The organism is Pseudonocardia sp. NPDC046786 (assembly GCF_040645415.1).
Lineage (GTDB): Bacteria > Actinomycetota > Actinomycetes > Mycobacteriales > Pseudonocardiaceae > Pseudonocardia > Pseudonocardia kongjuensis.
Genome location: NZ_JBEYYF010000022.1, coordinates 1 through 23,655 on the forward strand (window position 1 = coordinate 1; position 23,655 = coordinate 23,655).

General features: G+C 74.2%; 22 protein-coding genes and 3 pseudogenes. 15 read left to right on the forward strand and 10 right to left on the reverse strand.

From position 1 onward, the window contains the following. Nucleotides 1–539: 539 nt before the first annotated feature. The 4 genes from ABZ881_RS23415 to ABZ881_RS23430 are packed head-to-tail and all read left to right on the forward strand — an operon-like array spanning nt 540 to nt 3,463. Complete coding sequence (locus ABZ881_RS23415) at nt 540–797, forward strand: hypothetical protein (protein WP_344025699.1); 258 nt, start codon at nt 540–542, stop codon at nt 795–797. Between the two features lie 12 nt (nt 798–809). Continuing rightward, nucleotides 810–2,621: a glutamine--fructose-6-phosphate transaminase (isomerizing) gene (gene glmS, locus ABZ881_RS23420; protein WP_358487659.1), complete on the forward strand. Its 1,812-nt coding sequence runs from the start codon at nt 810–812 to the stop codon at nt 2,619–2,621. Beyond that, the gene (locus tag ABZ881_RS23425) at nt 2,618–3,094 is read left to right on the forward strand and encodes an MOSC domain-containing protein (protein WP_358487661.1); all 477 of its coding nucleotides are present in this window, start codon (nt 2,618–2,620) and stop codon (nt 3,092–3,094) included. Before glmS ends, ABZ881_RS23425 begins: the two co-directional genes overlap by 4 nt. A gap of 57 nt (nt 3,095–3,151) precedes the next feature. Beyond that, nucleotides 3,152–3,463, forward strand: coding sequence for a L,D-transpeptidase (locus tag ABZ881_RS23430; protein ID WP_358487662.1), 312 nt, complete (start codon nt 3,152–3,154; stop codon nt 3,461–3,463). Here ABZ881_RS23430 and ABZ881_RS23435 read toward each other — a convergent pair. Further along, on the reverse strand, nt 3,414–3,794 hold the full coding sequence (locus tag ABZ881_RS23435; RefSeq protein ID WP_358487663.1) for a hypothetical protein: 381 nt from the start codon (nt 3,792–3,794) through the stop codon (nt 3,414–3,416). The genes ABZ881_RS23430 and ABZ881_RS23435 overlap by 50 nt on opposite strands. 176 nt (nt 3,795–3,970) lie before the next feature. Here ABZ881_RS23435 and ABZ881_RS23440 point away from each other — a divergent pair, with 176 nt between their 5' ends. Further along, complete coding sequence (locus ABZ881_RS23440; protein ID WP_358487665.1) at nt 3,971–6,553, forward strand: hypothetical protein; 2,583 nt, start codon at nt 3,971–3,973, stop codon at nt 6,551–6,553. A gap of 7 nt (nt 6,554–6,560) precedes the next feature. Here ABZ881_RS23440 and ABZ881_RS23445 read toward each other — a convergent pair whose 3' ends face one another. Continuing rightward, nucleotides 6,561–8,189: a long-chain fatty acid--CoA ligase gene (locus ABZ881_RS23445; RefSeq protein ID WP_358487666.1), complete on the reverse strand. Its 1,629-nt coding sequence runs from the start codon at nt 8,187–8,189 to the stop codon at nt 6,561–6,563. Nucleotides 8,190–8,518: 329 nt separating this feature from the next. Between ABZ881_RS23445 and ABZ881_RS23450 the strand changes: the two genes are divergently transcribed. Beyond that, nucleotides 8,519–9,190: an ANTAR domain-containing protein gene (locus ABZ881_RS23450; RefSeq protein WP_344025710.1), complete on the forward strand. Its 672-nt coding sequence runs from the start codon at nt 8,519–8,521 to the stop codon at nt 9,188–9,190. Between the two features lie 6 nt (nt 9,191–9,196). Here ABZ881_RS23450 and ABZ881_RS23455 read toward each other — a convergent pair whose 3' ends face one another. Next, entirely contained in the window at nt 9,197–10,069 is an 873-nt protein-coding gene (locus tag ABZ881_RS23455; RefSeq protein WP_358487667.1) for a universal stress protein, read from the reverse strand. A gap of 184 nt (nt 10,070–10,253) precedes the next feature. Here ABZ881_RS23455 and ABZ881_RS23460 point away from each other — a divergent pair, with 184 nt between their 5' ends. The 5 genes and pseudogenes from ABZ881_RS23460 (at nt 10,254) to ABZ881_RS23480 (ending at nt 13,253) form a co-directional block, all read left to right on the forward strand. After that, nucleotides 10,254–11,525 carry a S8 family serine peptidase gene (locus tag ABZ881_RS23460; protein WP_358487668.1) on the forward strand — a complete coding sequence of 424 codons (1,272 nt, stop codon included), beginning with the start codon at nt 10,254–10,256 and terminating at the stop codon, nt 11,523–11,525. A 1-nt stretch (nt 11,526) separates the two neighbouring features. Then, nucleotides 11,527–11,739 carry a hypothetical protein gene (locus ABZ881_RS23465; protein ID WP_358487670.1) on the forward strand — a complete coding sequence of 71 codons (213 nt, stop codon included), beginning with the start codon at nt 11,527–11,529 and terminating at the stop codon, nt 11,737–11,739. Between the two features lie 292 nt (nt 11,740–12,031). Continuing rightward, a complete protein-coding gene (locus ABZ881_RS23470) occupies nt 12,032–12,367 on the forward strand; it encodes a hypothetical protein (RefSeq protein ID WP_358487671.1) in 336 nt (111 codons plus the stop codon). A 291-nt stretch (nt 12,368–12,658) separates the two neighbouring features. Next, nucleotides 12,659–12,847: pseudogene (locus ABZ881_RS23475) on the forward strand (helix-turn-helix domain-containing protein); the annotation flags it as partial. A 121-nt stretch (nt 12,848–12,968) separates the two neighbouring features. Next, the gene (locus ABZ881_RS23480; RefSeq protein WP_344025743.1) at nt 12,969–13,253 is read left to right on the forward strand and encodes a helix-turn-helix transcriptional regulator; all 285 of its coding nucleotides are present in this window, start codon (nt 12,969–12,971) and stop codon (nt 13,251–13,253) included. Between the two features lie 9 nt (nt 13,254–13,262). Here ABZ881_RS23480 and ABZ881_RS23485 read toward each other — a convergent pair whose 3' ends face one another. From ABZ881_RS23485 to ABZ881_RS23500, 4 genes are all read right to left on the reverse strand, one after another. Continuing rightward, nucleotides 13,263–13,850 carry an ATP-dependent Clp protease proteolytic subunit gene (locus ABZ881_RS23485; RefSeq protein ID WP_358487672.1) on the reverse strand — a complete coding sequence of 196 codons (588 nt, stop codon included), beginning with the start codon at nt 13,848–13,850 and terminating at the stop codon, nt 13,263–13,265. After that, complete coding sequence (locus ABZ881_RS23490; protein ID WP_344025748.1) at nt 13,847–14,455, reverse strand: ATP-dependent Clp protease proteolytic subunit; 609 nt, start codon at nt 14,453–14,455, stop codon at nt 13,847–13,849. The genes ABZ881_RS23485 and ABZ881_RS23490 overlap by 4 nt, the downstream gene beginning before the upstream one ends. A gap of 78 nt (nt 14,456–14,533) precedes the next feature. Continuing rightward, nucleotides 14,534–15,130: a TetR/AcrR family transcriptional regulator gene (locus ABZ881_RS23495; RefSeq protein ID WP_344025750.1), complete on the reverse strand. Its 597-nt coding sequence runs from the start codon at nt 15,128–15,130 to the stop codon at nt 14,534–14,536. A 47-nt stretch (nt 15,131–15,177) separates the two neighbouring features. After that, complete coding sequence (locus ABZ881_RS23500) at nt 15,178–17,073, reverse strand: NAD(P)-binding domain-containing protein (RefSeq protein ID WP_358487673.1); 1,896 nt, start codon at nt 17,071–17,073, stop codon at nt 15,178–15,180. Between the two features lie 163 nt (nt 17,074–17,236). Between ABZ881_RS23500 and ABZ881_RS23505 the strand changes: the two genes are divergently transcribed. Then, a complete protein-coding gene (locus ABZ881_RS23505) occupies nt 17,237–17,887 on the forward strand; it encodes a nitroreductase family protein (RefSeq protein WP_358487674.1) in 651 nt (216 codons plus the stop codon). 37 nt (nt 17,888–17,924) lie between these two features. Continuing rightward, nucleotides 17,925–19,475: a class I adenylate-forming enzyme family protein gene (locus tag ABZ881_RS23510; protein WP_358487675.1), complete on the forward strand. Its 1,551-nt coding sequence runs from the start codon at nt 17,925–17,927 to the stop codon at nt 19,473–19,475. 19 nt (nt 19,476–19,494) lie between these two features. On the opposite strand, the pseudogene ABZ881_RS23515 reads toward ABZ881_RS23510, so the two are convergent. Next, nucleotides 19,495–19,773 (reverse strand): annotated as a pseudogene (locus ABZ881_RS23515) (aldo/keto reductase); the annotation flags it as partial. Here ABZ881_RS23515 and ABZ881_RS23520 point away from each other — a divergent pair. Both ABZ881_RS23520 and ABZ881_RS23525 read left to right on the forward strand, forming a co-directional pair. After that, nucleotides 19,774–19,908, forward strand: a pseudogene (locus ABZ881_RS23520) (winged helix-turn-helix transcriptional regulator); the annotation flags it as partial. Between the two features lie 125 nt (nt 19,909–20,033). After that, on the forward strand, nt 20,034–20,735 hold the full coding sequence (locus ABZ881_RS23525; protein WP_358487677.1) for a DUF899 family protein: 702 nt from the start codon (nt 20,034–20,036) through the stop codon (nt 20,733–20,735). Nucleotides 20,736–20,762: 27 nt separating this feature from the next. On the opposite strand, the gene ABZ881_RS23530 is transcribed toward ABZ881_RS23525, so the two are convergent. Together ABZ881_RS23530 and ABZ881_RS23535 are read right to left on the reverse strand one after the other, a co-directional pair. Continuing rightward, the gene (locus ABZ881_RS23530; protein WP_358487678.1) at nt 20,763–21,200 is read right to left on the reverse strand and encodes a CBS domain-containing protein; all 438 of its coding nucleotides are present in this window, start codon (nt 21,198–21,200) and stop codon (nt 20,763–20,765) included. Continuing rightward, entirely contained in the window at nt 21,197–23,371 is a 2,175-nt protein-coding gene (locus tag ABZ881_RS23535) for a molybdopterin-dependent oxidoreductase (RefSeq protein WP_358487679.1), read from the reverse strand. The genes ABZ881_RS23530 and ABZ881_RS23535 overlap by 4 nt, the downstream gene beginning before the upstream one ends. Between the last annotated feature and the right edge of the window lie 284 nt (nt 23,372–23,655).

Genomic DNA, 23,655 nt, shown 5'->3' on the forward strand with positions numbered 1-23,655 from the left:
ACCCGCACCACACCACCGGCCTCACAACCGGATCCGAAGGCGGATCGCCTCGACCCCACCACCATAAACACCCGAGAAACTCGGACACCCACCGGAGGGACCATCTGACCAACGGGGCCTGTTGACCGGGCACTGCGGCCCGTTCTGTCCGGCTCACTCGCTGACCTGGATAAAGTTACAGCAGCGCTCAGGGCCCGTGAACAGGGGGGTCCCCTTTCGATGTCGCCGCAGGTCAGAGGCCATGTCCGTGCCGTCAGGAGCCGTCAGGAGCGGTCCGGGCCGGTCGGCCGGGAGCAGGCCGTGGGCCGCGGCGAGCAAGGGTGCGACACAGGCAACGCGACACAGGCAACGCGACACAGGCGATGCGACACAGACAAGGGGTGCGACGGCCGGAGACGACCACCGGGCCGGCGGCGCCACCCCGGACCGGGGGCCGACGGTCCCGGGTCGACGACCGCGGCAGAGCTGTTCAACCCGATCCCTGCCTGGATCCGGGCAGAATCCTGGCCTTCCACGCGTCGTGCGGTCAGTATCGGTCCGTGGATCCGGATCTCGTGCGGCACGTCGTCGTGACGACCGGTCTCCCGCAGGAGGTCGCCGCCCGGGTCGTGGCCGACGTCGTCGCGCACTTCACCGAGACCACCGAGCAGTTCGTCCGGCGCAGACACCGCGAGCTGCAGGCCCGCGGCCTGCACAACGACGCGATCTGGCCCCGGATCGGTGCCGAGCTCGGCGCCCGGGTGGTCGCACCCGGCGAGGTGTCGGCGCGTCGCCTGCGCAGGATCGTCTACGGCTGAGGAGGACGTCGCATGTGCGGCATCGTGGGTTACGTCGGGTTGCGGGAGGCCGCCCCCGTCCTGCTGGACGGGCTGGCGCGCCTGGAGTACCGGGGTTACGACTCCGCGGGTCTGGCGCTGGTGCACCGGCGGAAGGTGACGGTGCGACGCACCGCGGGCCGGGTGGAGGACCTCCGGAACATGGTCGGCGAGAACCCGCCGCGCGGCCGGACCGGGATCGCGCACACCCGGTGGGCCACGCACGGCGAGCCCAGCGACCGCAACGCCCACCCGCACACCGACACGGCCGGGCGGATCGCCGTGGTGCACAACGGGATCATCGAGAACGCCGACGTACTGCGCACCGCGCTGACCGCCCGCGGCGTCGTGCTCGCCTCGGACACCGACAGCGAGGTGCTGCCGCATCTCGTCGCGGAGGCCCTGGACGCCGGTGCCGGGTCGCTCGCCGAGGCCGTCCGCTCCGCCCTGACCCAGGTCGAGGGCACCTACGGCCTGGTGGTGCTCGACGCCCGGGCACCAGACGAGCTGGTCGTCGCCCGCAACGGGAGCCCGATCGTGCTGGGCGTCGGCGACGGCGAGATGGTCGTCGCGTCCGATCTGGCCGCCGTCGTGCGGCACACCCGGCAGGTCGTGTTCCTCGACGACGGCGAGCTGGTCACCGTCCGCGCCGACGGCATCGACGGCTCGACCCGCATCGCCCCCACCACCGTGGACGCCGACACCGGTGACTACGCACTCGGCGGGCATCCGGACTTCCTCGCCAAGGAGATCGCCGAGCAGCCCGACGCGGTCCGGCGGGCGCTGGCCGGGCGGCTCGACACCCGGTTCGCCACCACCCGCCTCGGCGGTCTCGAGCTGGACCCGCGGGACCTGCGCGGGGTCCGCCGGGTGCTGTTCCTCGGCTGCGGCTCCGCCTACTACGCCGGCGAGATCGGCGCCGGGCTGGTGGAGGAGCTCGCCCGGATCCCGGCGGCGGCCGAGCCGGCCGGCGAGTTCCGGTACCGGAACCCGGTCGTCGACCCGGACTGTCTCTACGTCGCGGTCAGCCAGTCCGGCGAGACGGCCGACACCCTCGCGTCGGTGCAGGAGCTGCGGCGCAAGGGCGGCCGGGTGATCGGCGCGGTGAACGTGATCGGATCGGCGATCGCCCGCGAGTGCGGCAACGGGATCTTCCTGCACTCCGGGCCGGAGGTGTCGGTCGCCTCGACGAAGGCCGTCACGAACATGGCCGTCTCGTTCGCGATGCTCGCCGTGCTGCTCGGCCGGGTGCGGGACCTGTCCGTCGCCGACGGCCGCCGGCTGGTCCAGGGACTGCAGGCGCTGCCCGGGCAGATCGCCGGGATCCTGGAACGCGACGCCGAGATCGCCGAGATCGCGAAGCGGCACGCCGGCGCGTCGTCGATGTTCTTCGTCGGTCGCACCCGCTGCCGCCCGGTCGCCCGCGAGGGCGCGCAGAAGCTCAAGGAGATCTCCTACATCCACGCCGAGGCCTACCCGGCGTCCGAGCTCAAGCACGGCCCGCTTGCGCTGGTCACCCCGGAGATGCCGAGTGTCGTCCTGATCCCCGACGACGAGCTGCTGGCCAAGAACATCGGCACGGTCGAGCAGATCCGGGCGCGCGGCGGCCCGGTCGTCGCGGTGACCGACGCGGAGCTCCCGGACGGGCTCGCCGACGACGTCCTGCGGGTGCCACGGACCGAGCCGGAGCTGGCCCCGATCCTGCTCGCCGTCCCGCTGCAGCTGTTCGCCCGCCATCTCGCCGTCGCGCTGGGCCGCGACGTCGACAAGCCCCGCAACCTGGCGAAGTCGGTGACCGTGGAGTGAGCGACGACGGGCCGGTGCGGGTCGACTCCGTGCACGTCGCACCCGAACGGGGTGCGCCGATGGTCGCGCTCGACCGGGTCGAGGCGCGCGCCGGGCAGGGCCTCGTCGGCGACCGCTACCTCGGGACCCGGCACCGGCACGTCACCGTGCAGAGCCGCACCGAGCTCGACGCGGCCGCCGGGACGCTCGGCGCGCCGGTCGGGTCTGGCCGGACCCGGCGCAACATCACCCTCGCCCGGGGCGCGGTCCCGACCGAGCCGGGCAGCCGGATCGTCGTGGGCGGACCGGACGGCGTCGTGCTGGAGGTGGTCCGGCGCGCCGCACCGTGCCGGGTGATGGAGACCGCGGTCGGGCCGGGCGCGCGGCGTGCGCTGCACGACCGGGGCGGTGCGGTCTGCCGGATCCTGACGTCGGGGACGATCGCCACCGGCGACCCGGTCACCGTGACCGGCCCCGGCACCACCCGTCCGTGAACCGGCGCGGACCGGCCGCCGCACCGTCTCCTCCGTGACGGAGGGCCGCGTCGCGCGTTGAACCCGTCCGGGGACCATGACGGAGGGAGGCGGGCACTCGTTCCGGGTGTACCGCAAGGAGGCCGACCACCGCAGCGGCGAGTTCGAGTCCCCCGACGGCGCCCGGCACCGATGCCGTGGTCGGTGTTCTTCGCCGACGGCGGCATCGCCTTCCACGGCGGTGACCGGGACCGGGCGTCGGCGGGCTGCGTGAAGCTCGTCCTCAACCAGGCCCGCGCGTTCTACGCCGACCTGCAGGTCGGCGACCAGGTCCAGGTGCTCAACGCCTCGACCGAGCGGGCGGAGCGGGCGAAGCTCGCCGCGACCTGACGCCCGGGCCCGCCCGGCCGAGCCGCCGGGCATTGCCCCGCACCCGGGTGCGGATCGGCGCCAGCACGCGGGCCGCCGTGGCCGGCCCGGGGACCGACGTCCCGGCGACGACCGCGGCCCGGGTGAAGGCGTCGACCTTCTCGGCCCACATGCGGGTCAGCTCGCGCCGCTCCTGCGGCCCGGGTGGCCCCCCGCCGGTGACCAGCCGCGCCGTACGGTGCGCGATCACCACGGGTGCGGTGACCGCGATCTCGGCGATCGCGAGCCAGGCCCCGGCGAGTGCGCCCGGGGCGGGGGGACGGAGCGCGGGGACGCGAGAGGTACGGGCCATGAGCCGGACGGTAGCCCGGACCCCCGACAGTCACCGGCCGTGGCGCAACGGACCGCCGGTCACCGAGTGCCCTCGACCGGTCACCGCCGGTCGCGCCGTGACACCCCCTTCCTCGTTAACGATGCCTCGCGGGGCGCCGACACGGAACCGACCGCGACCCCGGGGAGGACCACCGCATGCCCGTCGAGACGTTCTGGGACGGCCTGGAACGGCGCATCGCCACCGGCGACGCGCTGTCCGGTTGGCTCGGGGGGCTGACCCCGCCCGACGGTGTGACGCCCGAGGCGCTGCGCCGGGTCCTGGACCTGGAGGCGCACCACCTGCGCGATCCCGATCTCGCCGGACGGCCCGCGGCACTCCCCCAGCAGCTGCTGGCCCGTGCGGTCGCCACCGGCGAGAACGCGCTGGCCGGGGCCGCCCGCCGCCGGATCGAGACGCATGGCCTGCTGGTTCTGGCGACCCGGTGGCGGACCCGGCCGGCGTCGGCGGCGCTGCGCCGGATCCTCGACGGCCACGGCGACGCCGTCACCGGGCTGGTGCTCGAACCGGGCGGTCGGCTCCTGTCGGTGGACGCGTCCGGGGCCGTCCTGGCCTGGGACCCGACGACCGGTCTGGCCGCCGGGACCGATCCGGTCGCGGGGGCCTGCGGCCCCCGGCCCGCGCTGGGATCACCCCGAGCCCGCGCGCTCGCGGTGTCCGACGACGGCGGGCTGGTCGCGGTCGCGGGTGCGGGCGACGTCGTCCGGGTGCTCGCCGCGCACGGCGCCGAGGTCGGGATGCTCACCGCCCCCGGCGCGGACCTCGGAGTGCTCGTCTTCGCGAGCACCGCCGGCGGGGCGACCCGGCTGGCCGGTGGAGCCGCGGACGGCTCGGTCCGGATCTGGGACGTCATCGGCGGCAGCCCGGTGACCCTCACCGAGGGACACACCGGGCCGGTCCGGGCGCTCGCCGCCTGCGGGCCCGGCACCGTCGTCTCCGGCGGCGCGGACGGTGCGCTGCGGGTCTGGGACGTGTCCACCGGTTCGCTGCTCACCGGCCTGGACGGCGACGCCGCGGTCACCGGGTTCGCCCGCACCGGGCCCGCCGAGCTGCTGGTCACCACCGAGGACGGCGGGGTGCACCTGCTCCATCTCGACGCGGGCGCGCCGGAGCGGCCGGAGCGGCTCGGCGGGGGCCCGGCCGCGACGGCGGCCGCCGGGGGCACCGGGAGTGCGCTGGTGGCCCGGGCGGACGGCGCCGTCGAGCTGTGGCGGACCAGTGGCGCCAGGGCGGGTGGCGGCAGCGTGGGTGACAGCAGCGCCGACGGCCCCGGCGGCGTCCGGGGTGGCACCGGGAGCAGCAGCCCGGACGGTGCCGGTGGCCGTGGCAGCGCCGACGACGGCACCGAGGCGGCCGCCGGGGCCGCAGGACGTCCCGGCGGCGCGCCGGTGGTACTCACCGGCCACGGTGCCGCGGTGCGGGCGGCCGCGCTGAGCCCCGACGGCACGATCGCCGCGACCGGCGACGACCACGGCCGGATCCTGTTGTGGGACACCACCGGCGTCGACGGCGGCGGGGGCCGGCCGGGCCTGCCGGCCGCGGTCGGCGCGATCGCCGTCACCGGGGATCTGGTCGTCTCCGCCGCCCGGGACGCCGGGGTGCTCCTGGCCCGCGACCGGCACACCGGCGACGAGCGCTGGCGGTGCTCGACGGCCGCCGGGCACGTCTGGTCGGACACCGGCGGCAGCCGGCTGTTCACGGTCGCCGGCGGCAACGCGCACCGGATCGACGAGCGGCACGCGACCACCGGCGTCCGTGCCGGATCGGTCGGGGTGAACGGCGCCGTGCTGACCGGGCGGGGCACGCTCGTCGTGGTCGGCGGCAGCGGCCAGGGCGCCGACCGGGTCGCCGTCGCGGACGCCCGCACCGGCCGGGAGTTCCGCTCGGTCCGGCTGCCCGGACCGGTCCGCCGGGCCGCGCTCACCCCGGGCGGCAGCACCGTCCTGCTCGGTTCGGACACCGCCCTCGTCGTGTGGCGCACCGCGTCCGGCGAGCTGCTGGAGGCGCCGCTGCCCGGCTCGCAGCTGGCCGGCGTCGCGCTCGACGACGACGGCTGCCACGCGGTCGCCGCCGACGCCGACGGCCGGGTGCACGTCTGGACGGTCGGGGCGGCCACCGTGACGACGCTCCGGGCCGATCCGGTGCTGCTGCGGGCGGTGGCCGGGCTGGCCGGGCACCGGGCCGTCACCGCGGGCTCCGGCGGCAGCGTCCTGCTGTGGGACCTGGCCGGTGCCGGGCTGCTCGGCCGGGCCCCGCTGGACGCCCCGCTCACCGCGGTGGCCGCGGTCGCCGGCACGATCGTCGTCGGCGACGCCTGCGGCGACACGCACTGCCTGGACGTGCTGGAGGGGGCGCCGCTGCCGGTCGGCACGATCCCGGAGCAGGGCGCCGGCGCGCCCGGCCCGGCGGCGGTCCCGGAGCAGGGCACCGGGGCGACTGGATCGGCGGCGATCCCGGCGGCGCGGGGATCCCGCGCGGCCGCGATCCCCGGACAACGCGCACCCGGGCAGGGCGAGCCCGGCGGCACGGCGGCGGACCGGCCGGGGGCCGGACCGGTGCCCGCAGCGGCGGGCGCCGAGCCGGGGGATCCCGCAGCGGGCGCGGCCGATGCGCAGGAGGGCGAGCGGGCGGACTCCGGACCGGCAGGGGAAGGGGAGCCCACGGAGGCGGGGCCGGCCACCGGCCGGACCCCGCTGCTCCGCAGGCTGCTGCGGAGCTGACCCCAGGTCAGGACGGCAGGATGTACCCGCCGAACTTGTCCCGCAGCGTCTTCTTGGAGAACTTGCCGACACTGGTCTTGGGCACCTCGTCGATGAACTCGACGGCGTCCGGCAGCCACCACTTGGCGACCCGCGGGGCCAGGAAGTCGATCAGCTCGTCCGCGGTGAGCTGCTCGCCGTCCTTCACCACGACGCAAGCCAGCGGGCGTTCCACCCACTTCTCGTGCGGGACGGCGATGACCGCCGCCTCGGCGACCTTCGGGTGCGCCATGATCTCGTTCTCCAGCTCCACCGAGCTGATCCACTCGCCGCCGGACTTGACCAGGTCCTTCGTGCGGTCGACCAGCTTGACGTAACCGAGCCGGTCGACCACCGCGACGTCCCCGGTGCGCAGCCAGCCGTCGTCGGTGAACTGGCCACCGTCGCCCTCGCCGCGGTAGTACTCCCGGGCGATCCACGGCCCGGCGGCCTGCACCTCACCGGTGGACGTGCCGTCCCACGGCTGCTCCTCGCCGGTGTCCGGGTCGGCGATCCGCAGCTCCACCAGCGGGACGGCCGGGCCCTGCAGTGCGCGGACGTCGGCCCGCTCGTCCTCGGACAGCTCGTCGTGCGCGGCGCGCAGCACCCCGAGCGCCGCCAGCGGCGAGGTCTCGGTCATCCCCCAGCCCTGCAGCAGCGGCAGCCCGGTCGCCTCGCGGAATCCCTCGGACAGCGACCTCGGCACCGCCGAGCCGCCGCACAGGATGGCGCGCAGCGACGACACGTCGTACTCGCCGAGCTTGGGCAGCAGGCCCATCCAGATCGTCGGGACGCCGGCCGCGAGGGTCACCCGGTGCTCGGCGACCAGGGCGAGGATCGCGTCGGGGGTCATCCCGGGCCCGGGCAGCACCAGCGACGACCCGGCCAGCAGGCAGCCGTAGGGCAGGCCCCAGGCGTTGGCGTGGAACATCGGGACGACGGGCAGCACCACGTCGCGCTCGCGGAGCCCGACGCCGTCGGCGAACAGCGTCGCCAGCGAGTGCAGCAGCGTGGAGCGGTGCGAGTAGACGACGCCCTTGGGGTTGCCGGTGGTGCCGGAGGTGTAGCACATGGCGGCGGCGGTGTTCTCGTCGTCGACGGTGAACCGGCCGGTCGCCGGGGACGCGGCGGCCAGCAGCTGCTCGTAGTCCGACACCCGGGGGTCGTCCGGGATCTCGGGACCCGCGCCGTCGTCGATGACGACGATGTGCCGGACCGTCTCCAGCCGGTCGACGTGCGGCCAGAACAGGCCCAGCAGCGACCGCTCGACGAACACGACCTCGTCGCCGGCGTGGTTCGCCACGTACACCAGCTGGTCGGGGAACAGGCGCAGGTTCAGCGTGTGCAGCACCCGGCCGGTGCACGGCACCGCCAGGTAGAGCTCCAGGTGCCGGGCGCTGTTCCAGCAGAACGTGCCGACCCGGCCGTCCGGCGAGATCCCGAGCGTGTCGAGCACGGTCGCCAGCCGCCGGACCCGGACGGCCCAGTCGGCGATCGTGGTCGTCTCCGTCGTACCCGCGGGGGTCGCGGTGATCAGTTCCTTGTGCCCGAAGTACTGCTCCGCGCGATGGAAGATGTGCGGCAGCGTGAGCGGGCGGTCCTGCATCAGTCCGAGCATCGGTGCTCCTGGCGACGTGGTGTCCGGTGAGGTCGGTCACCGCGAGATTACCGCCGCCGCGGCGGGACACCGGATGTTCCGGGCATTCCGTACGGAGCAACGTGGGTACGCCCTCCGGCGCAACGGGCGTCCCGCCGTGCCACGGACGGAGCGGGTGTCCTAATCTTTCCCGGTGCCCGCCGCCCGATCGGTTGGCGGACATGGTCGATGGGTCGAGCAGCCGGCCCGGCGTCCTCCGTCGGAGGACGGTTTCGCGCACGTACGAGGTGCCGCGGGCCGCGCCGGGCGGTACCCCCGACCTGCGCCGTCCCGGCCGGCGGAGGTCAGAGATGTCGACCGGAGTCTCGGGTCGCCGGGTCCTGCACGGATGCCGCGACGACCCCGCCTTCCGGGCGACCCGCTCGGCCTACCTGATCCTCGATCGCGACCTGTGCATCGTCGCCGCGAACCCGGCGTACTGCGACGCGACGCTGCGCGCGCCCGGCGAGCTCACCGAGCAGCTCATGTTCGAGGCGTTCCCGGACAACCCGGACCTGCCGGGGGCCGACGGCGTCGCGAACCTGACGGCCTCGCTGGAACGCGTGCTGCGCCACGGCCGTCGCGACCCGATGCCGGTGCAGCGCTACGACGTGCCCGGCCCGTCCGGGACGACCGGCTTCGTCGAACGGGTGTGGCTGCCGGTGAACTCGCCGCTGCGCTGCCCGGACGGGCAGGTGATCGGGATACTGCACCACGTCGAGAACGTGACGGGCCTGCTGACCGGCGGTGCCGGGGACGGCAGCGGCGCCGTGGCGCTGGCCCGCGCGCTGGACGCCGAGAACGCCGTGCTGCGCGCCCGGTTCGACCGGCACACCAGCATCGAGCAGGCCAAGGGCATGCTGATGGCGCAGCGCCGGTGCACCGCGGACGAGGCGTTCGGCCTGCTCCGGACGATCTCGCACGAGACCAACACGAAGCTCTACGCGGTGGCCGACGCCCTGCTCGCGGAGCTCGACGGCTAGCCGGGTTCAGCCGCGGACGACCAGCACCGGGCACTGCGCGTGCCGCAGCACGGCCTGCCCGACCGAGCCGAGCACCAGCCCGGCGAGCCCGCCCCGCCCGCGCGACCCGACGACGACCAGGCCGGCGTCCGCCGAGCCCTGGACCAGCGCGTGCGCGGGCCGGTCCTGGACGACGACACGGTCCACCTCGACGTCGGGGTACTTGCCGGACCATCCGGCCAGCCGCTCGGCGAGCAGCGCCCGCTCCTCGGTCTCCCACGCCTGGTGGTCGACCAGGACGGCGACCGCCGGATCGACGACGACGTCGGACCAGGCGTGCAGCGCGCGCAGCCGGACCGCGCGCCGGGACGCCTCCTCGAACGCGATCCCGACGGCGGCCTCGCCGGCCGGCGACCCGTCGACGCCGAGCAGCACCGGCAGGCCGGAGTCCGGCGCCCGGTCGCCGCGCACCACCAGCACCGGCGACTCGCCGTGCGCGGCCAGCGTGACCGCGACCGAGCCGACCAGCAGCCCGGTGAACCCGCCCAGCCCGCGGCTGCCCACCACGGTGAGCACCGCCGAGCGGGACTCGTCGGTGAGCACCTGCCCGGGATAGCCGGTGCGCAGCTCGGTGCCGATTTCGACGCCCGGCGCCGCGCCGGCGGCCACCTCGGCGGCCACCTCCAGGGTTCCCCGCTGCGACGTCACCACCTGGTCCCTGTAGGCGGCGGTCAGGCCCATGTCGTGCCGCGGTGCGGCCGGCAGTGGGGTGAACACCGCGACCAGGCGCAGCGGGACGTTCCGGGACGCGGCCTCGGCGGCCGCCCAGCGGACCGCGTCGAGCGCGGACTCCGACCCGTCGACACCGACCACGACCGGCCCGGTCTGCTGTGCTGCCATGCTCGCGCTCCTCCCCCGGCCGCCGGTCGGGTCCGGTCCGCCCGGTCCCCAGGATGGCACCGCGCGGCCGGTCCGCGCCCGGGCCGTCCGGCCCCACGGCGGGGGACCGACGGTCCCGTCGCGGATGCCCGCAGTGGACCGTTGCGGCACGATGAGTGACCGCACGTGGATCATCGGAGGCGACATGACCGAACCCCGCCCGACCGGTCCGGCCCGGCCAGGGGGCACCCTCACCGGCCGCTACCTGCTGGTGCTCGGGGACGACCTGCTGGGTGACGACGACGCGGCGGCCCGGACCTGCGTGCAGGAGCTGACCGGGCTGGCCGACGTCACCAGCAGCCGGGACTCCCCGGCCGGCGGCCATCCGGTCCTGCTGGCCCGGCTCGGGGTCGCGGTCGCCGAGCTCGACCCGGAGCGGCTGCGGACCGCCCGCGCGGACCCGCGGCTGGTCGCCGTCGAACCGGAGCGGGTGCAGCGCGCGCTGGGTACCGGACCCGGCGTGTCCGCCGAGTACCTGCGGGGCTTCGCCGACGCCGCCACCTTCCTGCGCGACCGGGCGGCCGCCGGCGAGACCGCCGGGGCGCCCGCGCCGGCGCAGTTCGCCGACACCGACCAGCTGACCTGGGGGCTGCAGGCCACCGGCGTCGACGCGGCGACCGAAACCGGCGCCGGGATCGGCGTGGCCGTGCTGGACACCGGTCTCGATCTCGGCCATCCGGACATCGCGGGCCGCGACATCGAGTCCCGCTCGTTCGTCGACGGGCAGCAGGTGCAGGACGCCCAGGGGCACGGCACGCACTGCGTCGGCACCGCCTGCGGCCCGCTCGCCCCGGGCTCGGGCCGCCGCTACGGCGTCGCCCACGAGGCCCGGATCCTGGTCGGGAAGGTGCTCGGCGACGACGGGTCCGGCACCGACGCCGGGATCCTCGAGGGCATCGAGTGGGCGATCACCAGCGGCGCGCAGATCGTGTCGCTGTCGCTCGGCGCTGACCTCGACGAGGTGTCCGCCGCCTACGAGAACGCGGGCCGGCGGGCGCTCGACTCCGGGGTGCTGATCATCGCCGCGGCCGGGAACAACGCCGAGCGCTCGGCCGGGAACGTCGGATTCGTCGGCGTCCCGGCGAACAGCCCGTCGATCATGGCGGTCGGCGCGGTGGACGCCGCGCTCGCGATCGCCGACTTCTCCGCGGCGAGCTCGGCGGTCGACGGCGGGCAGGTCGACATCGCGGGCCCGGGGGTGGATGTCTACTCGTCCTGGCCGATGCCGCAGCGCAACGACACGATCTCCGGGACGTCGATGGCCACCCCGCACGTGTCCGGGATCGCCGCGCTGCTGTCCCAGCGCACCGGGGCCCGCGGCCGGGACCTGTGGACCGGGCTCACCCAGGCCGCGCAGCGGCTCCCGCTACCCTCGGGCGACGTCGGCGCGGGACTGGTCCGCGCGGTGGGTGGCTGAGATGACCCGGGTGCTGGTCTCGGTCGCCCCCGGGCACGAGCCGGACGACGTGGCCGCCGCCTGCGCGGCGGCGGGACTGCAGGTGGAGAAGGTGCTGCACGCGGTCGGCGTGGTCGTCGGGACCTGCGACGACGAGCACCCGCCGGACCTGGCCGGGCTGCCCGGGGTGGGCGGGGTGGAACCGGACGGCGAGGTGCGCCTGGACGACCGGTGATCACGCCCGGGCGGCCAGTCGGGCCCGGGCCAGCTCGTCGGCGTCGGCGGGCCGGGGGGCCGGAAGGACGTCGGGCAGGCTCATGGGATCTCCACGGGACGGCGGCAGCAGCGGTCCGGGGTCGGGACCGCCGGAACCAGTGCAGCGCCCGGGCCGCGGGCGGTGCAAGATCCGGACGTGAACGGGCGGGTGAGACGCAACGATCGGCGGTGCCGGGGCGCAGCGGTGCCGGATCGTTGTGCAGCCCGGATTATCCGGTCGACGGGAGTCGCCACAGCACCTACCGTGGTCGGTGATCGCACGGGCCGTCATCCATCCGGCCCTGATGCCGGGCGCCGCCCGCGACCCGCCCGGCGCCGTCCGCACGACCGGACGGCGCTACCGGGCACCGACCTCCGACGAATCGATCACGACCGTGCACGCCTCACTGCTCCGACCCGACGACCCCTCCGTCCGCGACGCCGTCCACCGGCTCACCGCCGAGTTCGCCGGTCACCGGCTGCCCGCCCCGCTCGTCGAGAGCGTCGTGCGGGGCTCCCGCGACGATCTCGACTCCGTCCCCGCGCCCGCGCTGCCCGAGATGGTGGAGCGGCTGGCCCGGCAGCGGCTGATCGAGCACGTGGGCTGACCCGGCGCGGGCGCCGGACGGCTCGGCGGGCCGGTCAGGAGCCGGCCCGGCGCGCACCGCGCTGTCGCTGAGCCGCCGGGTCGACGTGCCCCCGGTCGTCGGTTACGAGGACCTGCGGATCTTCGTCGCGCTGCGGGACCTGGCCGACTCGGCGAACGGCCGCCGGTTCGCCGAGGAGGTGCTCGCCCCGCTGCGCCGCGCCGCGGGGCACCAGGGCAGCCTGGAGAACGTCGTGCTCGCCTACATCGCCGAGTCCGGGAACCTGAACCCGGCAGCCCGGCAGCCCGGCGGCTCGGGCTGCACCGGAACACGACGCTGTACAAGCTGGACCGGGTGTCCCGGGCGATGGGCATGGACACCCGGTCGGCCGACACCCAGTTCATGGTGTGGCCGGCCCACCACGTCGACACCCTGACCCGGGTCACCGACGACCTGGACGCGGAGCTGGCGCCGCCACCGTCGGAGGACCTCACCGGGTGATCGCCACCCGGTGGAGGATCGGTGCCGTGTGCGGCACCGATCCCCCACCGTCCCGCGATCACCCGTCCGCTCTGAGCGGAACGGCCGCGACACTCCGCCCGGCCGCACCTAGGCTCCCCCCATGGAACCCCGGCCGACCCCCGAACCGCTGTGGCGGCACCTGCTCGGCGACCAGCTCCGGGCGGCGCGCCGCCGGCGCGGCGACACGCTGGAGGAGACCGCGCGGCGGGCCGGGATCTCGCCGCAGTACCTCTCCGAGATCGAGCGCGGGCGCAAGGAGCCCTCCAGCGAGATGATCGCGGCGGTGGCCGGGGCGCTGGAGCTGACGCTGGCCGAGCTGACCCGCGCCGTCGCCGGGACGCTGCGCGGGCCGACCTGCCGGGCGGCGTACGCACTGGCGGCGTGAGGGCTGGGCTCACCGGTCCGCCAGGACGGTGTCGAGCAGCCCGTAGTCGCGCGCCGCGGCCGCGGTGAAGATCCGGTCGTGGTCGGTGTCGGCACGCAGTGTCCCGACGCTCTGCCCGGTGTGCCGCGACAGGATCGACTCGATGTCGGCCCGGATCCGGACGAGCTCGTCGGCCTGCAGGATCAGGTCCGGGATCGTGCCGCGGCCCTGCGCGGCGGGCTGGTGCAGGATCACCCGCGCGTGCGGCAGCGCGGCGCGCTTGCCCTCCGCGCCCGCGGCGAGCAGCACCGCGCCGACCGCGACCGCCTGCCCGACGCAGGTGGTGGCGACCGCCGGGCGGATGTGCCGCATGGTGTCGTAGATCGCGAGCATCGCGCTCGGGTCGCCGCTGTCGCAGTTGACGTAGAGCTGGATGTCCCGCTCCGGGTCGTCGGCCTCCAGGTAGAGCAGCTGGGCGATCAGCGCGTTCGCCACCCCGGAGTCGATGCCGGTGCCCAGGTAGACCACCCGCTCGGTGAGCAGGTGCGAGTAGACGTCCATGATCCGCTCGCCGCGCGGGTTCTGGGCGATCACGTTCGGAATGGTGTAGCTGCTCACCGGACGGCCCCGAAGCCGGCGGGCAGCGAGCTGCGGCGCGGCGCGATCTCGTCGAACCGGGAGACCACGGCGTCGACGAAGCCGTACTCGAGCGCCTCGGTGGCGGAGTACCAGCGGTCGTGCAGCGAGTCGGTGAAGATCCGCTCGATCGGCTGGCCGGTGTCCCGGGCGATCAGCCCGAGCACGGTGTCCCGGGTGTGCCGCAGGTCGTCGGCCTGCAGCTCGATGTCCACCGCGGTGCCGCCGATCCCGGCCGAGCCCTGGTGCATCAGGACCCGGGAGTGCGGCAGCGCGCGCCGCTTGCCGGGGGTGCCCGAGGACAGCAGGAACTGCCCGGCGCTGTAGGCGATCCCGAGGACCAGCGTGGACACGTCGCACGGGACCAGCCGGATGACGTCGCGCAGCGCCAGCATCGCCGGGACCGAACCGCCCGGCGAATGGATCCACAGCGCGACGTCGCTGTCCGGGCCGGTCGCGGCGAGCGTGATCAGCTGGGTGGCGAGCAGGGTGCCGTTGTCGTCGTCCAGCGGGCCGTCGAGCACGAGGACGCGCTGGTCGAACAGGTCACGGCGGGCCCGCTCGTCGAACAGTGGGGTGTCGGTCATGGACCCACCGTGCCGGGCGCGGTCGCCCGATGGTCGCGGTTCTGCCGACGGCAGCTTCGCCCAGGGCGTAACCGCGGGTCAGGGATGCAGTCCGGCGAACAGCAGGGTGGTGTAGGTGGCGACGACGTCGTCGGTGTCCTCGTCGGCGCTGCCCCTGATCCAGCCGCTGACGCCGTTGAGCATGTCGAGGATGCCCAGCGCGGCCAGGGTGGGGTTGAGCTCCCGGAACTCGCCGCTGCGCATCCCGGCGGCGAGCACGTCGCGCACCCGGCGGTGGTAGTAGTGCAGGTAGCCGTCGATGTCCGCGCGGTGCTCGGCGGTGAGCGCCGGCCGCTCGTGCAGCCCGACCAGGTACTCGACGTGCCGGTGCAGCAGGTGCCGGACGTGCGCCCGGACGAGCGCGGTCAGCCGCTCGGTGGGAGTCCCGGCGGCGTCGAGCAACGGCAGGTTCTGCTCGACCGGTTCCCGGGTCACCGTCAGGCAGATCGCGTAGAGGATCTCCTCCTTGGAGGAGAAGTGGTGGTACAGGCTGGCGCTGCGGATCCCGATGGTGGTGGCGATGTCGCGCATCCCGACGGCGGCGTAGCCCTGGTCGGCGAAGATCCGGGCCGCGGCGCTGACGATCTCGGTCCGCCGCTGGGCGGTGGGCTTCCTGCGGCCGGCCGGTTCCTGCACGGGGCCCAGTGTGGCGGGCGACCGCGGCGACGGCGCCGGAAGGCCGGTCATCGGGCGACGGCCGGCGCGGCGCGCTCGACGTGGAAGTCCGCGAGATCGGCCTCGTGCGTCATCCGCCAGTAGTCGACGACCTGCCAGGGCATCGTCGAGACGATCCGGCCGGCGGCGTTGCGGTACCAGTTGGTCATCCCGGGATGGGTCCACAGCATGCGGGCGTGCGCCTCGTCGTGCCGGCGGGTGTACTCGCGCTCCACCTCGGCCCGCACCTCGACGGCCCGCAGGTCGTCGCGGACCATCCGGCGCAGCAGGTCGACGATGTAGCGGACCTGGCACTCCGCGACGGTGATGAAGCTGCCGCCGTGGCCGAGTGCGGTGCCCGGGCCGCAGGTGAGGAACAGGTTGGGGAAGCCGGGCACGGTGATCCCGAGGTGCGCGTGCGCATCCTGCGGTCCCCAGACGTCGGCCAGCCGCACCCCGGCCCGGCCCCGGATCTCGATCGGCCACAGGAAGCGGTGCGTGTGGAAGCCGGTGGCCAGGACGATCACGTCGGCCCCGGTCACCGTGCCGCCGTCGCCGACCAGGCCGGTCGGGGTGATCTCGGCGACCCCCTCGGCGACCAGCTCCACGTCGTCCCGGCGCAGCGTGCGGTACCAGCCGTTGTCCAGCAGCATCCGCTTGCCGAACGGCGGGTAGTCGGGCAGCGACTTCGCCACCAGGTCCGGCCGGCCGGCCAGCTCGGACTCCAGGTAGCGGGTGAAGACGCGGCGGTGCGCGTCGTTGACGGCGTTGACCGAGCGGTCCGGGTGCTCCCAGTCCGGGTCGACCTGCAGGCTCGGGTGGACCCGGTCGTTGACGTTCCACGCCAGCCGGGCCCGGTACCAGCCCCGGTAGTACGGGACCCGGTTCATCAGCAGGTGCACGGCCTCGTCGATGCGCTCGAAGTAGACGTCGCTGGGCGCGATCCACTGCGGCGAGCGCTGGTAGACGGTCAGCGCTCCGGCCGTGTCCGCGATCGCCGGGACGACCTGCATGGCGCTGGCACCGGCCCCGACGACGGCGACCCGGCGGCCGGTCAGGTCCAGGCCGGACGGCCACCGGGCGGTGTGGAAGATCGGCCCGGTGAAGGTGTCCAGGCCGGGGATCTCCGGCACCCGGGGCCGGTTCAGCGCCCCGGTGGCGCTGATCAGCACGGACGCGGTGACGGTGTCGCCGTCGGCGGTGCGCACCGTCCAGGTCGCGTCCCGTTCGTCGTAGTCGGCGGCGACGACCTCGGTGCCGAACCGGATCACCCGGCGCAGGTCGTAGGCGTCGGCGATCCCGCGCAGGTACTCCTCGACCTCGTCGCGCTTGCCGAAGTGGGTGCTCCAGTCCCTCGGCGCGAAGGAGTAGGAGTAGAGGTGGCTGGGCGTGTCGACGCCCGCTCCGGGATAGGTGTTCTCCCACCAACCGCCGCCGACCTCGGCGTTCTTCTCCAGCACGACGTGCTCGACGCCCGCCTCGCGCAGCCGGATCGCGGCCAGCATGCCGGACACGCCGGCCCCGATGATCACCGCGGTGATGCCGGTCGGCCCGATCGGGAGGGCCGGGGGCCGGGTGAAGCCGAGGTCCTCGGCGAGCATCTCGGCGTAGTCGGGCGTCGCCGGCTCCCCGTTGGCCAGGCTCAGCAGCTCCCGCATCAGCTCGCCGGTGGGGGCCGGGATCGCGACCGGGGTGCCCTGCTCGTGCGCGAGGACGGCGTCGAGCACCGCCTGCCGGATCTCGGCGGCCACCTCGGGGGCGAAGCCGCCGGAGTCGTTGTCGTCCATCCCCCGGCTGCGGGTGGGCCGGTAGGGCTCGGCCAGCCACCGGCGGTCCCCGGTGAGCTGCACGAGCACCGGAAGCAGCGAGGGCAGGTTGGCGTGCTCGAGCGCGCGGGCGAGCTCGGCGCCGGTGGTCGCGGACATGCGCTCCCCTACGGTCAACTTAAATCTAACAGCGGATAGGTTAGGTCGCCCCGCCTCCGGCGTCCAGTGCCCAGTCCTGCCGTCATCTGGGCTCTTGACACCCCCGGGGAGTCGCAGCAGTATCGCCGCCAGAAACCTAACTGTGGATAGGTAGGAGTTGGCGATGGAGCTGACCGAGGCCATGCGGACCGTGGGTACCTGCCGGTACTTCACCGACCAGCCGGTTCCGGACGAGGTGCTGCACCGGGCGTTCGAGGTCGCGCGGTTCGGCCCGCAGGGCGGCAACCGCCAGCCGGTGCGCTGGGTGGTGGTGCGCGACGCCGCGCGCAAGCAGGCGCTCGCGGACCTGTACCTGCCGATGTGGAAGGCCTATCTCGGTGCCATCGGGGACGGCACGGTCAACGTCGGCGCGCTGCCGAAGACCGTGCGGGACGCCGACCACTTCGCGGAGAACCTGGCGAGGGTGCCGGCGATCGTCGTCGTCTGCGCCGAGATCGACGGCCTGCACCCGACCGACCTGGAGCTCGACCGGCTCTCCGTGGTCGGCGGCGCCTCGATCTACCCGACTGTGCAGAACCTCTGCCTGGCGCTGCGCGACCAGGGTGTCGGCTCGGCCGTCACCACGCTGCTCTGCCACCACGAGGAGAAGGTGCGCGAGCTGCTGGAGGTCCCGGACGGGGTGCTCACCGCCGCGCACGTCGCGATCGGCTACCCGGCCAAGGGCTTCCCGAGCAGGCTGACCCGGTCCGCGGTGGAGGACACGGTCTCGGCCGAGACCTACGGCAGGCCGTTCTTCGCGGCCTCGGCCGTCTGACCGCCCGCCCGACCGCACCAGCCCGAAGGACTCCCCCGTGGCCGATCTCGCCCCGCACCACCGCACCCTGCTGGGTCGCGCGACCATCGGCGACCAGCTGCGCCGGCACGCCAGGACCCGGCCGGACAAGGTCGCGTTCGTCGCCTACGCGGTCGACGGTACCCGCACCGAGACGACCTACGCGCAGCTCGACGAGCGCGCCAACCGGTACGCGCACCTGTTCACCTCGCGCGGCATCGGGCACGGCGACCGGATCGCGTCGATGGCGCGCAACAGCGTGGAGGTCGTCGCGGCCTACTACGGCGCGCTGAAGATCGGCGCGGCGTTCACCGGCGTCAACCCGCTGTACCGGGAGGCCGAGATCGGCCATCAGCTGCGGCACAGCCGGGCCCGGCTGGTGCTCACCGACGAGGCGTTCGCCGGGCCGGTCGCCGCCGTGCTCCCCGACGGCGCCGGGCAGCTCGGCTACGGGCCGGAGCTCGACCGGCTGCTCGCCGCCCGGCCCACCGACGAGCCGGTGGCCGATCTCGACGAGAACGACGTCGCGCTGGTCGTCTACACCTCCGGCACCGAGGCCGCGCCGAAGGGCGTGCTCATCCCGCACCGCAACTACCTCGCGTCCACCGCCCCGGCGTGGGGCTGGGGGCTGGCGACCGGGCCCGACGACACCTGGCTGTTCGTGATGCCCTTCCACACGATCGCCGGGCTCGGCTCGATGACCAGCCTCACCCTGATGGGCGCCACCCTGGTGCTGCCCGCCACGGCGGACCCGGCGACCGCGGTCGGCATCATCGGCCGGGAACGGGTCACCGTGATCGCCCAGACGCCGACCTTCTACATCGCGCTGGCCGGGCAGGACGGGTTCGGCCCGGAGTCGGTCGGACAGGTCCGCCGCTGCATGACCTACGGCGGGCAGATCCCGCCGCACGTCATCGAGGCCTGGTCCGCCGTGGCGCCGGAGGTGCTGTGGGGCACCTACTGGGGCCAGTCCGAGCTCTCCCAGCTGGGCACCGTCGGCTTCTTCCGCACGCTCGACGACGTGCCCGGCGGCGACCCGACCTGGATCGGGAAGCCGGTCACCCACCTGGAGATCCGGGTGGTCGACGCCGAGGACCGGGACGCCGAGGTCGGCGAGCTGATCTGCCGGACCCCCTCGGCGATGCTCGGCTACCTCGACGATCCGGAACGCACCGCCGAGGTGTTCCGGGACGGCTGGGTGCGCACCGGGGACATGGTCCGGATCGACGCCGAGGGGAACCTGTTCTTCCACGACCGGCTCAAGGACATGATCAAGTCGGGTGGGATGAACGTGTCCAGCCAGGAGGTCGAGCGGGTGGTCCACGAGCACCCGGCGGTCGCCAGGGCGGCGGTCGTCGGGATGCCGGACCCGTACTGGTCGGAGGCGGTGACCGCGTTCGTCGTCGTGCAGCCCGGCCGGGAGCTGGAGCCCGACGAGCTGATCGCGCACTGCCGGGAGCGGCTGGCCGTCTACAAGGTGCCCAAGGCGGTGCACCTGGTCGAGGAGCTGCCGGTCGATCCGCAGGGCAAGATCCTCAAGCGCCGGCTCCGGGACGGCGCACCCGCCTGAGCCGGGCCGGGCCGGGCGGTCACGGCCCGGTGCCGATCCGGTCCAGCTCGGCCAGGTCCTGCCCGGTCAGCACGGTCCCGGCGGCGGCGTTCTCCCGCAGGTGCGCCACCGACGACGTGCCGGGGCTCAGCAGAATGTTCGGCGAGCGCTGCAGCAGCCAGGCCAGCGCGACCGCCATCGGGCCGACGCCCCGGCGGGCCGCCACGCCGGCGAGCAGCGAGGGCTGCAGCGGGATGAACCCGCCCAGCGAGAAGAACGGCACGTAGGCGATGCCGGCGGGAGCGAGCTCGTCGATCAGGCCGGGGTCAGCCCGAAGATGCTCATCCAGACCCTGCGCTCGCTGGTGCGCGACGGCCTGCTCACCCGCACCGCGACGGCGACCGTGCCGGTGACCGTCAGCTACGAGCTCACCGACCTGGGCCGCGCAGAGCGGCTCGACGTGCCGGGAGTGCACCGGTACCGGCAGGCCGGGCGGGCGCGCACGGCGCCGCCGACCGATGAGTCCGCGCCGCGGCGGCGGTCCACCCGGTGAACAGCCCACGACCGAGGGGACCCGCCATGACCACGAACGCCCGGCCACCCGTCGTCGACGCCGAGACCTGGCAGCGCGAGCTCGCCGCGCTGCGGGCGCGGGAGAAGGCCGCCACCCGCGAGCTCGACGCGATCGCCGCGCAGCGCCGCCGGCTGCCGATGGTGCAGATGCCCGACTACCTGCTCGACGGCGCGGACGGCCCGGTCCGGCTCGCCGACGTCTTCGACGGCCGCTCCCAGCTGATCGTCTACCACCACATGTGGCACCCGGGTGCGCAGTGGCAGTGCGGCGGCTGCACCGGCTTCACCTCGCAGTTCACCCGGCTGGAGTTCCTCGCGAACATCGACGCCCGGTTCGTGGTCGTCACCCAGGGGCCGATCGACGAGGCGCTCGCCTACGCCGAGCGGGTCGGGAACACGATGACCTGGTACTCCACCGCGAACAGCCCGTTCGGCGCCGACGTCGGCGCGCCGCCGGACGGCGGGTTCGCGGTCAACGTCTTCCTGCGCGACGGCGCGGACGGCCGGGACACCGTGTACCGGACCTGGCACACCGACGGGCGCGGCACCGAGCAGCTGTCCTACACGTTCCCGCTGGTCGATCTGCTCCCCTACGGCCGGCAGGAGGTGTGGCAGGACTCGCCGGACGGGTGGCCGCAGTCGCCGACCTACCACTGGTGGCCGGACTCGCCGGACATCGCCGCGGCCTACGGCGGCGCCCGGACGTGAGGTCGTCCGGGCGCCGCCGGTGCCGGCTCAGCGCGGGCGTCCCGCGACGCCGGCCGCCGACCGGGCCCGGACGTCGTCGGCCGAGCAGAAGCCCCGGCCGGACCGCTTGAGGCACAGCAGCCCGAGCAGCCGGCCCCGGTCGTCGACGACGGCGAGCCGGCGGATCCCGGCCCGGCGCATCTCCCGGTGCACCGCACCGAGGTCCGCGCCGGGCCGGACGACGCGCCCGGCCAGCGCGCCGAGCCCGGCCGCGGCCGCGCGGGGATCGGCGGTCGCCAGGTCGGCCCGTTCGACCACCGCGCGGAGCACGCCGCGGTCGACGACGAGCAGGGCGTGCACGTGCTCGTCGCGGAACATCCGCCGGGCGGCGGCGACCGTGGTGCCGGGCGGGCACACCTTCGGCTCCCGCAGCATCCCGTCCGCGACCCACCGCGGCTGCGCCGCGACCGGTTCGGCGAGCGTCATCCCGCTGCGGGGTCGGCCGCCGCCTCCACCTGGACGAGATTGTCGGAGTAGACCCCGGCGTTCCCGAGCTCGTTGTGCCGGTCCAGGGTGATGGTGTTGACGGTGCTGCCGGACGCCTTGTCCTGCCAGTGCCCGACGTTGGCCATCACCAGGCCGGGCAGCACGATGTCCTCGACCACCGCCGGCCCGCGGAACTCCCCGCGGTCGTTGAACACCCGGACCGGGTCGCCGGTGGCGATGCCGCGCTCGGTGGCGTCCACCGGGTGGATCCAGACCCGCTGCTCGCCCTGCACGTCCTGCTTGTCCGCGGCGTTCGCGTACTGGCTGTTGAGGAACGCGTGCGGCTTCGGCGAGACGATCGAGAGCGGGTAGCGCTGCGCCAGCTCCGGATCGGAGGCGGCGGACTCGAATGGCGGAACGTAGTCGGGCAGCGGGTCCAGGTACCCGCCGGGCTGGAACGCCTCGTACATCGACCGCCACACCGGCACCACGAAGTTGCCGCCCTCGGCGAGCGAGGACCGGAACTCGCACCTGCCCGACGGGGTCGGGAAGTTGCCCTCGGCGTGCGGGGCGCGCTCGTGCGGCAGGCCGACGTTCAGCCGGGCCCAGCCGGTCTCGACCAGCGAGTCGTAGGTGATGCCCTGCAGCGCGGGCGCGTCCCAGTCGTGGAAGTCGCGCAGCATCTGCTCGTCGGTGCGGTCCCAGTAGTCGTCGGTGAAGCCCATCGTCGCGGCGAGCCTGCGGAACAGCTCGGAGTTGGGCACGCACTCCCCCGGCGGCGCGATCGCCGGCTGGTTCAGCGAGATGTAGAGGTGCCCCCAGGTGACCATGATGTCGAGCTGCTCGGCCTGCATCGTCGCGGGCAGCACCAGATCGGCGAACTTCGCGGTGTCGTTGACGAAGTGGTCGCTGACCACGGTGAACAGGTCCTCGCGGGCGAGACCGGCCATCGTCTTGGCCTGGGCGGGACCCTGCGAGACCGGGTTGGAGTTGTAGACGAACAACGACATGATCGGTGGGTCGAGCTCCATCTCACCGGTCAGCGCCATGCCGAGGTCCAGCTCGTTGATCACCCGGGTGCCCTCGGGGATCCACTCCGGCATGCAGATCTTGTCGAACAGCGTGGGGAACTCCCAGATCGGCATCTCCATGGTGCCGCCGCCGACGTGCCGCCACGCCCCGACCAGCGCCGGCAGGCAGGTGATGGCCCGGATCGCCTGGCCGCCGCCGCGGCTGCGCTCGATCGCGACGCCCTGCCGGATCGCCGACGGCTGGCTGGTGGCGTACTCGCGGGCCAGCGTGCGGACGTCGTCGGCCGGGATCCCGGTGATCTCCTCCACCCGCTCGGGCGGGTACTGCGCGGCGCGTTCGGCGAGCTCGTCGAAACCGACCGTGTACCGCTCGACGTAGTCGGTGTCGACCAGCCCCTGCGCGATGATCTCGTGGATCATCCCCATCGCCAGCGCACCGTCGGTGCCCGGCCGGATCGGGATGTGCCAGTCGGCCTGCCGGGCGGTGCGGGTCCGCACCGGGTCGATGACGACGATCTTGGCGCCGTTCTCCCTGCGGGCCTGCAGCAGGAACGGCCAGCCGTGCAGGTTCGTGCTGGTCATGTTCATGCCCCAGACGATGATGTAGCGCGAGTGCGCCATCGACTCGATGTCCAGGCCGCCGGTGCCGCCGACGGTCATGTGCCAGGCCGTCGACGACCCGGACTCGCAGTAGGTCTTCTCCGCGACGCTCGAACCGAGCCGGTTGAAGAAGGCATCACCGGAGGTCAGGCCGTTGATGACACCCTGGTGCCCGAGGTAGGCGTGCGGCATGATCGCCTGGCTGCCGTACCGGGCGATGATGTCGGTCCACCGCTCCCGGATCTCGGCGAGCGCCTCGTCCCAGGTGATCCGCTCGAACTCGCCGGCGCCCTTCGGTCCGACCCGGCGCATCGGGTGGAGCAGCCGGTCGGACTGGTAGTGGTGCTCGGGGAAGTTCTTGAGCTTCACGCACAGCCCGCCGCGGGTCATCGGGTGGTCGGGGTCGCCCTTCACGTCGACCAGCCGCCCGTTCTCGACGTGGAAGAGCATGGCGCAGGTGTCGGGGCAGTCGTGCGGGCACGCCCCGCGGACGATGGTCAGTTCGCGTCGTTCGGTGCCGGATTCCGGGGCGAGCGTCATGGTGGGACCTCCGCGTCAGGGATTCCTCGGGACACCCAGTCACGCAGCACGCCGTGTCTGCGCCATTGCGCATCTGTAACGCCCTGTAAATTGCACCCGGTGTCGTCGGGAACTATCCGCAACTGCAGATGGTGGTGAATACGCGCACGGATCACATACGTTTCGTCCAGGTAAAACGCACCGGTGAGGCGGCCATCGGGCTGCGATACCGGCATTTGCAGCTGTCCGCCGAACGGGATCCAGGATAGCTTCGGAGCCGCTCGGCACGCAGTTTTCCACACCGC

Excerpts from the sequence above, each read along its gene's own strand:
- glmS (WP_358487659.1), top strand. The coding sequence starts at position 810 with ATGTGCGGCATCGTGGGTTACGTCGGGTTGCGGGAGGCCGCCCCCGTC.
- ABZ881_RS23435 (WP_358487663.1), bottom strand. The coding sequence starts at position 3,794 with ATGGCCCGTACCTCTCGCGTCCCCGCGCTCCGTCCCCCCGCCCCGGGC.
- ABZ881_RS23440 (WP_358487665.1), top strand. The coding sequence starts at position 3,971 with ATGCCCGTCGAGACGTTCTGGGACGGCCTGGAACGGCGCATCGCCACC.
- ABZ881_RS23445 (WP_358487666.1), bottom strand. The coding sequence starts at position 8,189 with ATGCTCGGACTGATGCAGGACCGCCCGCTCACGCTGCCGCACATCTTC.
- ABZ881_RS23450 (WP_344025710.1), top strand. The coding sequence starts at position 8,519 with ATGTCGACCGGAGTCTCGGGTCGCCGGGTCCTGCACGGATGCCGCGAC.
- ABZ881_RS23455 (WP_358487667.1), bottom strand. The coding sequence starts at position 10,069 with ATGGCAGCACAGCAGACCGGGCCGGTCGTGGTCGGTGTCGACGGGTCG.
- ABZ881_RS23460 (WP_358487668.1), top strand. The coding sequence starts at position 10,254 with ATGACCGAACCCCGCCCGACCGGTCCGGCCCGGCCAGGGGGCACCCTC.
- ABZ881_RS23465 (WP_358487670.1), top strand. The coding sequence starts at position 11,527 with ATGACCCGGGTGCTGGTCTCGGTCGCCCCCGGGCACGAGCCGGACGAC.
- ABZ881_RS23480 (WP_344025743.1), top strand. The coding sequence starts at position 12,969 with ATGGAACCCCGGCCGACCCCCGAACCGCTGTGGCGGCACCTGCTCGGC.
- ABZ881_RS23490 (WP_344025748.1), bottom strand. The coding sequence starts at position 14,455 with ATGACCGACACCCCACTGTTCGACGAGCGGGCCCGCCGTGACCTGTTC.
- ABZ881_RS23500 (WP_358487673.1), bottom strand. The coding sequence starts at position 17,073 with ATGTCCGCGACCACCGGCGCCGAGCTCGCCCGCGCGCTCGAGCACGCC.
- ABZ881_RS23505 (WP_358487674.1), top strand. The coding sequence starts at position 17,237 with ATGGAGCTGACCGAGGCCATGCGGACCGTGGGTACCTGCCGGTACTTC.
- ABZ881_RS23525 (WP_358487677.1), top strand. The coding sequence starts at position 20,034 with ATGACCACGAACGCCCGGCCACCCGTCGTCGACGCCGAGACCTGGCAG.
- ABZ881_RS23530 (WP_358487678.1), bottom strand. The coding sequence starts at position 21,200 with ATGACGCTCGCCGAACCGGTCGCGGCGCAGCCGCGGTGGGTCGCGGAC.
- ABZ881_RS23535 (WP_358487679.1), bottom strand. The coding sequence starts at position 23,371 with ATGACGCTCGCCCCGGAATCCGGCACCGAACGACGCGAACTGACCATC.